General features: G+C 66.0%; 12 protein-coding genes. 8 read left to right on the top strand and 4 right to left on the bottom strand.

Annotated elements, in window-relative coordinates; translation table 11 throughout:
• Positions 1-43 precede the first annotated feature (43 nt).
• Positions 44-2,248: a TonB-dependent receptor gene (locus tag ACQ4WR_RS01970; RefSeq protein ID WP_436484959.1), complete on the bottom strand. Its 2,205-nt coding sequence runs from the start codon at positions 2,246-2,248 to the stop codon at positions 44-46.
• A 240-nt stretch (positions 2,249-2,488) separates the two neighbouring features.
• Between ACQ4WR_RS01970 and ACQ4WR_RS01965 the strand changes: the two genes are divergently transcribed.
• From ACQ4WR_RS01965 to ACQ4WR_RS01950, 4 genes are all read left to right on the top strand, one after another.
• Positions 2,489-3,157: a hypothetical protein gene (locus ACQ4WR_RS01965; protein WP_436484958.1), complete on the top strand. Its 669-nt coding sequence runs from the start codon at positions 2,489-2,491 to the stop codon at positions 3,155-3,157.
• 732 nt (positions 3,158-3,889) lie between these two features.
• Positions 3,890-4,843, top strand: coding sequence for a 2-hydroxyacid dehydrogenase (locus ACQ4WR_RS01960; protein WP_436484956.1), 954 nt, complete (start codon positions 3,890-3,892; stop codon positions 4,841-4,843).
• 91 nt (positions 4,844-4,934) lie between these two features.
• Entirely contained in the window at positions 4,935-5,192 is a 258-nt protein-coding gene (locus ACQ4WR_RS01955) for a hypothetical protein (protein ID WP_102295928.1), read from the top strand.
• Positions 5,193-5,253: 61 nt separating this feature from the next.
• A complete protein-coding gene (locus ACQ4WR_RS01950; RefSeq protein WP_436484955.1) occupies positions 5,254-6,444 on the top strand; it encodes a low temperature requirement protein A in 1,191 nt (396 codons plus the stop codon).
• Between the two features lie 24 nt (positions 6,445-6,468).
• Here ACQ4WR_RS01950 and ACQ4WR_RS01945 read toward each other — a convergent pair whose 3' ends face one another.
• On the bottom strand, positions 6,469-6,999 hold the full coding sequence (locus ACQ4WR_RS01945; protein WP_436484953.1) for a GNAT family N-acetyltransferase: 531 nt from the start codon (positions 6,997-6,999) through the stop codon (positions 6,469-6,471).
• A 93-nt stretch (positions 7,000-7,092) separates the two neighbouring features.
• On the opposite strand from ACQ4WR_RS01945, the gene ACQ4WR_RS01940 reads away from it, so the two are divergent.
• A complete protein-coding gene (locus ACQ4WR_RS01940; RefSeq protein ID WP_102295924.1) occupies positions 7,093-7,662 on the top strand; it encodes a helix-turn-helix domain-containing protein in 570 nt (189 codons plus the stop codon).
• 12 nt (positions 7,663-7,674) lie between these two features.
• On the opposite strand, the gene ACQ4WR_RS01935 is transcribed toward ACQ4WR_RS01940, so the two are convergent.
• Positions 7,675-8,607, bottom strand: coding sequence for a LysR family transcriptional regulator (locus ACQ4WR_RS01935; protein ID WP_436484951.1), 933 nt, complete (start codon positions 8,605-8,607; stop codon positions 7,675-7,677).
• A gap of 63 nt (positions 8,608-8,670) precedes the next feature.
• Here ACQ4WR_RS01935 and ACQ4WR_RS01930 point away from each other — a divergent pair, with 63 nt between their 5' ends.
• From ACQ4WR_RS01930 to ACQ4WR_RS01920, 3 genes are all read left to right on the top strand, one after another.
• Positions 8,671-10,167: an MFS transporter gene (locus tag ACQ4WR_RS01930; RefSeq protein ID WP_436484950.1), complete on the top strand. Its 1,497-nt coding sequence runs from the start codon at positions 8,671-8,673 to the stop codon at positions 10,165-10,167.
• Positions 10,168-10,265: 98 nt separating this feature from the next.
• The gene (locus tag ACQ4WR_RS01925) at positions 10,266-11,834 is read left to right on the top strand and encodes an EAL domain-containing protein (protein WP_436484948.1); all 1,569 of its coding nucleotides are present in this window, start codon (positions 10,266-10,268) and stop codon (positions 11,832-11,834) included.
• Between the two features lie 27 nt (positions 11,835-11,861).
• Positions 11,862-12,218, top strand: a complete 357-nt coding sequence (locus ACQ4WR_RS01920; RefSeq protein WP_436484946.1) for a hypothetical protein — start codon at positions 11,862-11,864, stop codon at positions 12,216-12,218.
• A gap of 9 nt (positions 12,219-12,227) precedes the next feature.
• On the opposite strand, the gene ACQ4WR_RS01915 is transcribed toward ACQ4WR_RS01920, so the two are convergent.
• Positions 12,228-13,586: a serine hydrolase gene (locus ACQ4WR_RS01915; RefSeq protein ID WP_436484945.1), complete on the bottom strand. Its 1,359-nt coding sequence runs from the start codon at positions 13,584-13,586 to the stop codon at positions 12,228-12,230.
• Positions 13,587-13,698: the final 112 nt, after the last annotated feature.

The raw sequence follows: 13,698 nt of genomic DNA, 5'->3' as shown, positions 1-13,698 counted from the left end.
GCCCGATGCGGGCAGCTTGGCGGCAAGGCAGGCGCGGGATCGGTCAGAACGCCACGCTGCCCGAGACGACGAAGGTGCGCGGCGCGGCCAGCACCAGGCTGCCGGCGTCGAACGAGGAGACGGCCGAGGCCCAGTAACTGCGGTCGGCCACGTTGTCGATGCGCGCGCGCAAGGTCACGTCATGGCCTGCCACCTGCGTCAGGTAGCGCGCGCCGATGTCGACGCGGGTCCACGATGGCAGTTGCTTGCTGTTGGCCAGGTCCGCATACTGGGTCGACGTGTAGACGGTGCGGGCGTTCAGCGACAGGCCAGGCGCGCCCGGCACATCCCATTCGCCGCCCACGCTCAGCTGTGTTTTTGGCGCGCCGATGGCGTTCTTGCCGTTGTTCAGCGGCTTGTCCGTGTTGCGCTGTTGCGTATCGAGCCAGGTCAGGCCGCCCAGCAGGCGCACGCCGGCCATCGGCGTGCCGAAGATGGACAGTTCCAGACCCTGGTTGCGCTGTTCGCCCGACAAGGTGGCGCGCGAGCCGACGATGGCAGGCAAAGGCTTGGCCGTCGAGAACAGGGCGGCGCTCATGCCCAGCTTGCCGCCATCGTACTTGACGCCGATTTCTTTCTGCTTGGACTTGTAAGGCGCAAAGACTTCGCCCAGGTTGCTCACGGCCACTTGATCCTTGCCATCAAAATAGGTACCGCTGGCCACGGGACCCTTGACCAGCGCTTCGATGTAGTTGGCGTACAGCGACACGTTCTTGCTGGCCTTGTAGACAATGCCCGCTACCGGCGTGGTGGCGCTCTTGTCATAGCTGGAGTACTGCACGGCCGTGCCATACGCGTAGGCTGCGTCGCGGATCTGCTGGCGGCGCAGGCCCACGGTCAGCAACAGCTGCTCCTCAAGGAAGGCCATGGTATCGGCCACGGCATAGCTGTTGAGAATGGTCTTTTGCGTCAGGCGCGGGTCGCTCATCACGCCGCCCGAGTTGTCCTCCAGGGTAGGCGGCATGGCCACGTCGACGGGACGATAGATATTTGTCGGCAAGCCCGCGTAATCGCTGATGGCGTAGGCATTTTTCGCTTCGTTCCAGTGACCGGACCAGCTCGCTACCAGGCTGTGCTTGACGGCGCCCGTCGTGAGCTTGCCACGAATGCCCAATTCGCCAGTGCGGATTTCCTGCTTGCGCGCGTTGTCGAAGCGGTACACGCTGGCATCGCCATTGAGCGAGGTCAACGTGGGTTGGGCCAGGCTGTTCGATTCCTTCGTCGAGCGACTGCCGAACGCCGCCCAGGCCACCACATCCTTGGCGACGTCCACTTCGGCGCGCGCCGTCCCGAACACATCATGCTCCTTCGAATAGCTCCACGGCTGGGCAAAGTTCTTCGACGCATCGGGTGCGCCAGGCAGGGTCGCCAGGTTGCCGGCGTTGACGGAAGGGCGCGGCGCCGTCAGATCGAAGTTCTGGTAGCCGGCGTCCGCCGACAGACGGTAGTTGCGGCCGCGATAGTCGAGGCCGACAGAAAACATGCCCACGTCATGGTCTTCGCGCTTGATGCTGGTTTCGCCCTGGCGCTTGGCGGCATTCACGCGCACGCCGAATTCCTTGTTTTCGCCAAAACGGCGCGCCACGTCGATGGCCGCATAGGCATGGCCGCCCGATTCCACGCCCACCGTCAGTTCCGTCAGCGGCGCGTTGCCGGCGCGCTTGGGCATCAGGTTGATGGCGCCGCCGATGCCGCTGCCGCCCGGTGCCGCGCCATTCAGGAAAGCGCTGGCGCCGCGGAACACCTCCACGCGCTCGAGCAGTTCCGGCGACACGTATTGACGGGGCAGCACGCCGTACAGGCCGTTATATGCCACGTCATCGGAGTCGAGGGCAAAGCCGCGGATCACATACACTTCCTGGAAATTGCCATAGCCGCGCGACATGCGCACGGCCGGATCGCTCTGCAGCAGGTCGCCCACGCTGCGTGCCTGCTGGTCGGCGATGAATTGCTGCGTATAACTGGTGCTACCGAACGGGCTATCCATCATGTCCACGGAACCAAGAATGCCCATGCGTCCGCCGCGCGCCACCTGCCCACCGGCATAGGCCTTGGACAAGCCTTCCGCCGACGCATCGGCCGAGGCATTCACGACGACCGTCGGCATGGTTTGCGCATCGGCGGCGGTAGTCTGCGCCTGCGCGGCGGAGCTGGCCAGCACGAAGGCGGCCAGGGCGAACGGGGTAGGGATGAGGTGGAAGGTGCGCATGGTTGTTGTTCGATAATAATGAGAATGATTATCATTATATTCCTCCCGGCCGGAAAGCGTGTGGAAGCGTGCAAGGGCGCGTAAAAAAAATGGTATCCGGCGCAACAATTTGCGGCGCAGGTGCCGGATTTTGCGTGAAAAAGGCGCATCAGACGATACCTTGCGGATTGATTAACAAGTTTGAGCCACTCTCGCTACACTATGGCATCGCGCATTGCGCTCACCAGATGCTTTCTGCCCATGTTTCAGCGAGATCAGTCCGCTTCCCCGCACCGCACCTGGCGCTTCAGCGCGAGAGGCGCGGCCGTCGCCCTGATCCTGGCCATGCATGTATTGGGCCTGTATTTCCTGCTGCTGCCGGCGCGCAAGCTGAGCCACTATACGGACGTGGCCTTCATGACCCTGATGCCGCCGAAACCACTGCCGCGCACGCCACCGATGCCCTTGCCGATGCCCATGCCGCGCCCGCGCGCGCCCGGCCCCACGGCACCGCCCGCCGCGCCCGCGGCGCAGGCGCAAGCTGACGCCGAACCCGCCACGGCGGAAGCCATCACCGCACCCGCAGCCGAGCAGCCTGCCGAGGCGCCCATGGCCGACTTGCGCACGCGCGCGCGGCTGGCGGCAGGCGCCGCCGACAAGGCCTTGCGCGCTGAACAGAATAAAGGCAAACCGTGGCTGGCGATGGCGGAACTCAAGAGCGAGACGGCATTCCAGAAGCTCGTCGCCTCGGCTTACCGTGGCGGGCCGGTCATCAAGGTGGAAGACTTCCTGATGGCCGACGGACGGCCCGCCACGCGCGTGGTCAGCCCCGGCGGCGCCAGCTGCTACGCCATGGGAGATAATCCGGGCGCGGGCGCCGATCCTTTTAAAACGGGCGGCAAACTGAAAAAAGTGGCGTGCCCCGGCTGATGGTCGTGCGTCGGATCAGCGCGCAAGCGCGTCGTCCGACATCACCGGCGGCCAACGCAGTTGTCGGATTACGCACGGCTGCGCCGCGCTAATCCGACCTACGCGGCGCCGACATGGGCGCAGGCAAAGAGCACTTCAAACGGGCGGCAAGCTGCGCACTTTAGCGTGTCCGGCGTGTGTGCCGTAGGTCGGATCAGCGCGCAAGCGCGTCATCCGACATCACCAGCGGCCAACATTGTTGCCGGATTACGCACGGCTGCGCCGCGCCAATCCGACCAACGCGGTTCCGGCAGGGGCGCAGGCAAAGAGCACTTCAAACGGGCGGCAAGCTGCGCACTTTAGCGTGCCCCTGTGTGCCGTAGGTCGGATCAGCGCGCAAGCGCGTAATCCGACATCACCAGCGGCCAACATTGTTGCCGGATTACGCAAGTAGCGCAGGCTTAAATACCCGGCCAGCCAGGAAAGTGGCGTGCGCCGAAGCAGGGCGTAGGTCGGATCAGCGCGCAAGCGCGTCGTCCGACATCACCGGCGGCCAACGCAGTTGTGGGATTACGCATGCCTGCGCCGCGCCAATCCGACCAACGCGGTGGCGCAATGGCGCGGGCAAAGACCGCGCCGGCCGCAGGGTTTTCCGGGCGATTGCGGGGCTGCCGTCCCCGGCTGGGCGCCAAATATGCTAAGTTGCGTCTGCGCTTCTTTTGCCTCTTTCCGCCGACACCATCCTGGACGCCCATGCCACCCGACATCCTTATCCTCGCCCCCAGCCCCTCGGCTGCCGTCAACGCGCAACTGGAAGAACGTTACGCCTGCCACCATGCCTGGCAAGTCGCGCCGGAAGAGCGCCATGCCTGGCTGGATACTCTGGCGCCGCGCATCCGTGGCGTCGTCACGACGGGGGCGCTGGGCTTGAACGCCACCGACATGGCCCTGCTGCCGGCGCTGGAAATCATCGCCGTCAATGGCGTGGGCCTCGATGGCGTGGCGCTGGACGTGGCGCGCCAGCGCGGCATCGCCGTCACCACCACGCCGAACGTGCTGACGGATGACGTGGCCGACACGGCGCTGGGCCTGCTGCTGGCCAGCGCCCGCCACATTGCCGCGCTCGACCGCTTCGTGCGCGATGGCGCCTGGGAACGCCGCGAGGCCATCGCTCCCGCATCCAGCCTGCGCGGCAAGACGGCCGGCATTTTCGGCTTCGGGCAGATCGGGCAAGCCATCGCGCATCGCCTGGCCGCTTTCGGCATCCACGTGCGCTATTTCCAGCCCCGCGCCATCGCCGGCACCGAGGTGCCGCGCGCGGAATCGCTGCTGGCCCTGGCGCAGGAAAGCGACTATCTGATCGTCTGCGCGCCGGGCACGCCCGCCACGCGCAAGATCGTCGACCGCACCATACTCGACGCCCTGGGCCCGCAAGGCACGCTGATCAATATCGCCCGTGGCGCGCTGATCGACGAGGACGCCATGATCGCCGCCTTGCAGGATGGCCACCTGGGCGCGGCCGGACTCGACGTCTTTGCCGATGAACCGCACGTGCCCGCCGCCTTGCGCGCCATGTCCAATGTGGTGCTGACGCCGCACGTGGGCAGCCTGACGGTGGAAACGCGCCACGCGATGGGGCAGCTGGTGGTGGACAACCTGGCGGCGCATTTTGCCGGGCAGCCTTTGCTGACGCCGGTGAAACAATAGTCTCCGCGGACCAGCGTGCCGGGTGCCGGCAAATTGCGTTAGCATCCCGCACATATTATTTCAAGACGATGTATTAGAGAAAGGAGCGGCGATGCATACCTTGCTGGTGATGGGCGCGGGCTTCGCGCTGCTGGGGCTATGCCTGCTGGTGGGCTGGCGCAAGGGCGCGATGGCGCACGCGGCCCTGGCATTCCTTCCCTTGTGGCTATTGGGCGCAGGCATTAACCTGGCCGTGGGCGTGCTGGCGGCCGGCTATTCCGTGGCCGAAGAACTACCGATTTTTGCAGTAATTTTTGCCGTGCCAGCCACGCTGGCCGGTTTTTTGTGGTCGCGTTTACAACGCACCTGAGCCGTCCGCCCAGTGGCAGCAGCGCCAGTACGGCCAGGATTGAATTGATGAAAGAGTAACTATGGAATTAAGAAAATCGCTGTTGCGCACGCGCGGCGGGCAGGACAGCGGCAAGGTGGGCATGATCGAGCTGTTCTTCGACCTGGTGTTCGTGTTTGCCGTCACGCAGCTGTCGCACGGCTTGCTGGCGCACCTGAGCGCCATGGGCTGGCTGCAGACGGGTCTGCTGCTGATGGCCGTCTGGTGGGTATGGATCTTTACCTCGTGGATCACCAACTGGCTCGATCCTGAACGCATCCCCGTGCGCATCAGCCTGTTTGCGCTGATGCTGGGCGGCTTGATCATGTCGGCCTCGATTCCCGAAGCCTTTGGCACGCGCGGCCTGGCGTTTGCCGGCGCCTATGTCGCCATGCAAGTGGGCCGGCCCCTGTTTGCCTGGTGGGCCGTGCGCCATGAAACCCTGTCGCGCCGCCGCAATTTCCAGCGCATCGCCTTGTGGGCCGCGTTTTCCGGCATCTTCTGGATCGCCGGCGGCCTGGCCGATCCGTCACAGCGCATCTTCTGGTGGGCAGCGGCCCTGCTGATCGACCTGGCGGGACCATGGATGCAGTTCGGCATGCCTGGCCTGGGCCGCTCCTCGACGGCTGACTGGGATGTCGATGGCGGCCACATGTCGGAACGCTGCGCGCTGTTCGTCATCATCGCCCTGGGCGAATCGCTGCTGGTGACGGGCGCCACCTTCGCGGGCCTGGAATGGACGGCGGCCAACTGGCTCGGTTTCCTGTCGGCCCTGGTTGGCAGCATCGCCATGTGGTGGATCTATTTTGATACGGGCGCCGAGGCGGGCCACCACCGCATCGCCCACTCGAAAGACCCGGGCCGCATCGCGCGCAAGGCCTACACCTATATCCACGTGCTGATCGTCGGCGGCGTGATCGTCAGCGCCGTGGCCGATGAACTGGCCCTCGTGCATCCGGACGAGGCCAGCTATGCCGGCATCTGCGCCTTGCTGGGCGGCCCGATCCTGTATCTGCTGGGCAATGCCATGTTCAAATGGGTCAGCAGCGACCGCGCCGCGCCGCCGCTGTCGCACTTGCTGGGCATTTTGATCATCCTGGCGCTGATCCCGATGGCATTTGGCCGCCTGTATTCGCCGTTGACCCTGGCCTGCATCACCAGCTGCGTGCTGGTCCTGGTGGCCGTGTGGGAACACATTGCCTTGCGCCGTCCGCCGCCGGAAATCGATCCCTGACCTTCGCCAGGCCCTGGCCAGCCCCTATCTGGACGGCGCAATGCCGTCCGGATCGCTGCGCGCGTCGAGCGTCAGCTGCAGGAAGGCCAGGTCCAGCCAGCCGCCGAACTTGGTGCCCACCTGGGGCATCAGTCCCACTTCCACGAATCCCAGCTTTTTGTGCAGCGCGATCGAGCCGGCATTGCGCGCCTCGATGCCCGCCACCATGACGTGCTTGCCGATGCCGCGCGCGCGCGCGATCAATTCCACCATCAGGGCCTGGCCGATGCCGTTACCGCGGCTGTCGTGGCGCACGTACACGGAATGCTCGACCGTGTGGCGGAAGCCCTCGAAGGCGCGCCAGTCGCCAAACGAGGCATAGCCGGCCACGCTGCCTGCCGCATCGATGGCCACCAGCACCGGGTAGCCGGCGCGCTGGCGCTCCGCCAGCCAGGCGGCGCGGTTGGCCGCGTCGACCGTGCGCTCGTTCCAGATGGCCAGGGTGTTGCTGACGGCATCGTTGTAGATGGCCAGTATGGCGTCGATGTCGCCCGCATGGGCATCGCGTACTTGCATGTTGATCTCCTCGCCGGGCGTCTACTATAATGGACAAATCATAGAGTGGTGCTCCCGGCTTGTCCAATAAAATTTCTTGCATACGCTGACCCCATGTCCATTAAAGCAGACGAATTGAACCAGCGCATCGGCGCCAGGGTGCGCCTCGAGCGGGACCGCCTGGGCTGGTCGCTGACCGAGCTGGCGGCCCGTTCCGGCGTCTCGCGCGCCATGGTGCACAAGGTCGAGCGCGGCGATTGCAGCCCCACGGCCACCTTGCTGGCGCGTCTGTCCGGCGCCTTCGGCCTGAGCATGTCGGCCCTGATCGCCCGCGCGGAAGTGCGCGCCGGGCGCCTGCTGCGCCAGGCCGACCAGCCCGTCTGGATCGACCCGCAGAGCGGCTACGTGCGGCGCCATGTGTCGCCCGCCTCGGACATGCCGCTCGAACTCGTGCATGTGGAACTGCCGCCCGGCGCCGTGGTCGCGATGCCGGCCGCCGCCTACGTGGCGCGGCGCCAGCTGATATGGGCGCTGGCCGGCACCCTGGTGTTCCTGGAAGGCGACATTCGCCACGTGCTGGAAGCGGGCGATTGCCTGGAGCTGGGCCCGCCTGCGGACTGCGTCTTTCGCAACGAAACAGCCACCCCGTGCACCTATGCCGTCGCCGTGCTCAAGCAGGGCTGAGCAGGCAACCGCTTAATTTACCATTCCCGTTGCCACCGCCGTGGACGCCACCGCAAGTGCCGCCGCGCGCAGCTGGGCAATGAAAGCGCGCGCGGCGGGCGCCTGTTCGTGGCGGCGGTACGCGGCCGCGATTTCCGAGTTGATCAGCGGTCCAGCCAGTTCGCGGAAGCACACACCGGGCAATTGCACGCTGGCCATCACGGAATGCGGCACGATGGCGCAGCCCACGCCCAGCGACACTTCCGTCAGCACGGCCAGCAGGCTGCCCGGGCGCGACACCACCTGCGCCGCGAAGCCGCCGCGGCGGCCCGCTTCCACGGTGCCCAGTTCCTGTTCCGGCACGATGAAGGCCTGCTGCGCCAGTGCGGCCGGCGCGATGATGGCGCCTTGCGCCAGGGGGCTGGCAACCTGCACGGCCAGCACGAAGCGGTCGCGCAGCAGGACCACGCTGTCCAGTCCGTCGGGCAAGCGCAGGGGTGGGCGCAAAAACGCCAGGTCCAGGCGCCCCTGGTCCAGCAGTTCCGGCAAGGTTTCCATCGCATATTCGCGCGCGCTGATGTGGATGCCCGGGTGGCTGGCGCGAAAGCGGGCAAACTGGTCTTGCAGCACGCCGGCATACGCAGCCGAGGCAACATAGCCGATTTCCAGCCGTCCCAGCTCGCCGCGCCCGGCACGCCGCGCCACTTCCTGCGCCTGTTCCAGCTGCGCCAGCGCGCGCGCCGCTTCCACCACGAACAGTTCGCCGGCCGCCGTCAGGGCCACGGCGCGCTTGCTGCGCTGAAACAGCCGCGTGCCCAGCAGGTGTTCCGTTTCCTGCACCTGCTTGGTCAGCGCCGGCGGCGAAATGCCCAGCTCGGCAGCCGCCCGCGCGAAATGCAGGGTCTGCGCGACGGCCAGCACGCAGCGGAAATGCCGCAATTCCATGTCTTTGTCTGTATTCACCATAGGTAAATTATAAGTCGCCTGTCTTATAACAAGAAATAATACCGGCATGCTTACAATTGGCGCATGAAAACGAACAACTGGACCCTCTACACCTGCTCGGGCGTGTGCGCCCTGATCATGCTCGATACCAACGTCGTGGCCGTCTCCTTGCCGTCGATCGCCCGCAGCCTGAACGCCAGCTTCGTCGACGTGGAATGGGTGGTCAGCGCCTACATGCTGGCGTTCGCCTCGTTCCTGCTGCCGGCCGGCAGCATCGCCGACCGCCTGGGACGGCGCAGAGTCATGCTGTTTGGCCTGGCCGTGTTCGCGCTGGCGTCGCTGCTGTGCGGCCTGGCGTGGACGCCGTTCGTGCTCAACGTGGCGCGCGCCATCAAGGGCCTCGGTGCGGCCTTGCTGCTGACCTCGGCACTGGCCGTCATCGGCCATACCTTCCATGCGGAAAAGGAGAGGGCGCGCGCCTGGTCCGTCTGGGGCGCGGCCATGGGCGTGGCCATGACGGTGGCGCCGCTGCTGGGCGGCCTGATCACGAGCGCCATCAACTGGCGCTGGATTTTCTATTTGAACCTGCCTGTCGTCGCTGTGCTGATGTGGCTGGTGCGCAAGCACGTGGACGAGTCGAAGGATGCGTCCAACGCCAGCTTCGACCCGCTGGGCGCGGCACTGTTTTCCGCCGGCCTGTTCTGCATCATCTGGGGCCTGATCGACGCCAGCGTGGCGGGCTGGTCCAGCCGCGCCACCGGTCTGCGCTTCCTGGCCGGCGCCGCGCTGCTGGCCGTGTTCATCGTCGTCGAACGGCGCCAGCGCGCGCCCATGGTCGATCTGGCGCTGTTTGGCCGCCGCGTGTTTGTCGGCGCCGTGCTGGGCATGTTCGGCTATGCCATCGCCGCCCAGGTGATGATGACGTTCCTGCCGCTGTACCTGCAGAACGCCTTCGGCTTTTCCGCCGTGCTGGCCGGCTGCGCCATGCTGCCGTTTGCCGTGGCCATGGTGGTGCTGTCGCGCCTGGCACCGCGCGCCATGCGCCGGCTGGACGACCGCGGCATCCTGGTGACGGGCTTGTTGATTGTTGCCGTAGGCAATGTGGCGACCGCCCTGGCCGCCGCCAGTCTGCAGTATGGCTGGGTGGCGGCGGGCATGATCGTCACGGGGGGCGGAGCGGGATTGCTGAACGGTACGACGCAAAAAGCCATCCTGGCCTGCATCCCCCGCGAACGCACGGGCATGGGCTCGGGCATCAGCACCACCACGCGCTTCGTCGGCATCGTGCTGGCCGTGGGCGGCCTGGGCGCCGTGCTGGCCATGCGCACGGCCGCCGCGTTCGAGCAGCTGGCCTGGCTGCACGGCTTAACGGCCTCGCCCCAGATGATCGGCCGCATCGTGGCCGGCAATGCGGGCGAAGCGTTCGGCCAGTTGCCGCCAGCCATGCAGGCGGTGGCGCAGGAAGCGGCGCGCCACGCCTTTGTCGACGGCTTTGCCAGCGTGCTGTACCTGGCCGGCGCGCTCGCGGCCATCTCGGCGGCGCTGGTCTTCGTGCTGGCCAGGCCGCTCGAAAAAGTGTAACTGTTCAGCAAGATTCACGTGCGCCGGCTGTACTTGTAATATGATGCCATCGAGCAATACATAGCATTCATATAACAGCGATTCATCGGAGGGGCGCCATGCGCAGAAAACGCATTATTGTTACCAGCGTGCTGGTGGCCGTCATCGGCGTGGCCGCTCCCCTGAGCCTGGCCTTTTATCTGTCGTCCGTGCGCGCCGAACAGGGCGAGCAGGAACGTTTGCGCTTGCTGGCCGGCTACGCGCTGGAACGCGCGCACCGCTCGATCGCCTCGGCCAGCGCCGCCTTGCGCAGCGCAGACGCGCTGCAACTGGCGCCATGTTCGGAAGCGCATATCCAGCAGTTGCGCCGCATCACCATCACCACGCGCAGCATCGACGATATCGGCTATGTCGAGAATGGCTTGCTCAAGTGCACGTCCACCGGCATCGAGGAAACGCACATCGCCGTCACGCCCGCCGATTTCACCCTGGGCAATGGCATGGGCCTCGATTTCAACCTGCGCCCCGTCGTCAGCGGCGGCAAGCGCATGGTCGGGCTGACGTACCGCGCGCACAAGGTGCTGATCGATCCCGTGCGCTTTTCCGACGTCATCGTCGACAACGATATCCAGATGGCCATGGCCATCGGCAAGCGCGGCGTGCTTGACACCTTGCACCATCCCGATCCGGAGCAGGTACAAGCCTTGCTGGCCGGCTTGCCGGCGGCGCATGGCGCGGCGCCGGACGACAGCATCCATGCGATGCTGTACCGCGATGGCCTGACGGCCGTGATGATCGAACCGCGCAGCAAGCTGAACGCCAGGCTGCGCCGCGAACAGCTATTACTATTACCCATGGGCCTCCTGATGGCCGCCTTTATCGTCGGCATCGTTGTCTGGCTGTCGCGCCGCCGCCTGTCGCTGATGGGCGAATTGCGCATCGCCGTCGAGCGGCGCGAATTCTTTGTGCATTATCAGCCCATCATCGCCCTCGACACGGGCGCCTGCGTGGGCGCCGAGGCGCTGATCCGCTGGCGCCGTCCCGATGGCAGCATGATCCGCCCCGACCTGTTCATTCCCGTCGCCGAGGAAGGCGAGCTGATCCTGCCGATCACGGACCAGGTCATCGACTGCGTCATCGCCGACATGCGCGCCGCGCTGGTGGCCGACCGCCAATTGCACATCGCCATCAACCTGTGCGCCAGCGATATCGAGACCGGCAGGGTGCTCGACGTGCTTGAGCGGGCGCTGGACGGCACGCACATCGAAGCGCAGCAGATCTGGCTGGAAGCGACGGAACGGGGTTTCATCAACGTCGAGGCGGCCCGCGCCACCATCGAAAAGGCCAGGGCGCGCGGCCACGCGGTGGCCATCGACGATTTCGGTACCGGCTATTCCAGCCTGTCGAGCCTGCAAAACCTGCCGCTCGACGCCCTGAAGATCGACAAATCGTTCGTCGACACCATCGGCACGGACGCGGCCACCAGCAGCGTCACGCCGCACATCATCGCCATGGCCCGCAGCCTGAACATGCTGATCGTCGCCGAAGGCATCGAAACGCAGCAGCAAGCCGACTATTTGCTGGAACGCAAGGTCGAATTTGGCCAAGGCTGGCTGTACGCGAAAGCCCTGCCGGCGGACGAATTCCTCGCGTTTTACCAGCCGCGCCGCGTCAGGCCGGCCGCCTGAGCACCCATTCCAACCGCTGATTTCACCATGCGCAAACCTCCAAACTTTCCCTACCCGCTGCAGCCGCTGCGCGTGCCTGGCGGCTGGCACATCACCGTCAACACCCTGTTCGAGGTCGAGCCAGGGCCGGACAGCATGCAATGGTTCAGCAGCGCGCTGCTGCTGTGGGGCTATTGCCGCGACAGCGGCTACTGCTTCAATTCCCATTTCGAGCCGGAAGACGATCCGGACGGCGAGTTCGTGCTGGAGATGGCGAAAGCCGAATACGACCGCCACGGCAAGGCCGTCAAGGGCAGTGAGGTATTCCTGGGCGAATTCCGCACGCGCGGCAAGGCGCAGTTCGTGGCCAGGGTCGAGCAATTCATGCGCGACCCCGGCCGCTGAGCGCCAAGGCTACTCTGGCCGCCGGCGTCGCAACACCACATCCTCGCCGCCTTGGCTGAGCACGGCGCCATCGATCTTTCCCGTGGCATCGCGCGTAAAAGCCAGTTCCGCTTCGATGGCGCGGAAGAAGAACAGGTCTTTCGCGCTGGCAAACACGCGCGCCGCGCCGACACCGGTGCCGGCCGCTTCCAGTCCATCCTTGCCCAGGGTCAGCGTCAAGGTGAAATTCTTGTCCAGGGGATACTCGCCCACGTACTCGGCCAGCGCCGCGCGCGGCAATTCCATGGCCACCGGCGGCTTTTTCAGCGCTGGCAAGGGCGTGCCGGGAAACAGCGCGGACACGCCCAGCGCATCGACATCGCGCGCCGTATTCGTCAGCACCACCACGCCGCGCTTGCCATCGGTGGTGAACGCCGCATAGCTGGCGTAGCCGCCCGTCTGGCCGCTGTGCCAGGCGTAACCCTGGCCTTGCCGCTGCTCCAGCAGCCAGGCCAGGCCGATCTTGGTCTCGCTGCCGGGGGCCAGCGGCCGCTGCGGCACGATGGCCAGCGCATACGGGCGCAAGGGCTTGAACATATACGCCTGCAGGTAGGCGACCATGTCGCGCGCGCTCGAATACACGCCGCCGGCAGGCGCCACCACATTCAAATCCCAGGCGGGCGTCGCCTCGCCCGACAGCAGGTGGCCCGGCGCCAGGCGCGCCAGCATGCCGTGCGTGGGCTGGTTCGAGGTCGAGCGCATGCCCAGCGGTGCGGCGATGCGCGACTGCAGCAGCGCTTCATAGCTGCCGCCCGCCTGGCGGGCCAGGGCCGTTCCCAGCACGGCGTAGCCGATATTCGAATAGTCAAAGGCCGTGCCGGGCGCGTGCGGCAAGCGGTAGCCGGCGAGAAACTGCCGCTGCCGCTCTTCCGTGTAGTCCGCATACGGGTTGGCCGGATTGGCCGGCGCGAAATTATCGGGCAGGCGCGGCAGCGAGGAGGTGTGCGTCGCCAGGTCGAGCACGCTGATCTGCCGCCCGTCAAAGGCGGGGATGGCATAGCCGGGCAAGAGCTGCGCCACCGGCGTGTCCAGGGTGGCCTTGCCTTGCGCCACCGCGTCGGCCAGCAGCAAGCCCGTCATGGTCTTGGTGATGGAGCCGATCTGGTAGACGGTATCGGTGCCCGGCTTGCCTGCTTTGCCAGGCTGGGCGCTGCCGAAACCGAAGACGGCGCTGTCCTTGCCGTCGATCACGGCGATGACGATGCCGGCATGCATGCCCAGGCGCGTCAGTTCTTCGGCGCGCTGGCGCACGGCGTCATCGAGCACGGGTGCGGCCAGGGCGGCGGAGCCGAGCAGGCAGAAGGGGAGGAGGGAGAAAGCAGGTGTCATGGGAACCTTTCCAGTGTGGGCCAAATGCGCGGCAGCGCCTGGATAAGGTGGCTGGCACGCCTTGCGAGCATACGGCGCCAACATGAAGGCTCCCTGAGTTTTATGGCACTTT

Source organism: Janthinobacterium amylolyticum (assembly GCF_051380655.1).
Classification (GTDB): Bacteria; Pseudomonadota; Gammaproteobacteria; order Burkholderiales; family Burkholderiaceae_D; genus Janthinobacterium.
Note: the sequence above shows the minus strand (reverse complement) of the source record. Positions and strands in the feature narration are given on the sequence as shown.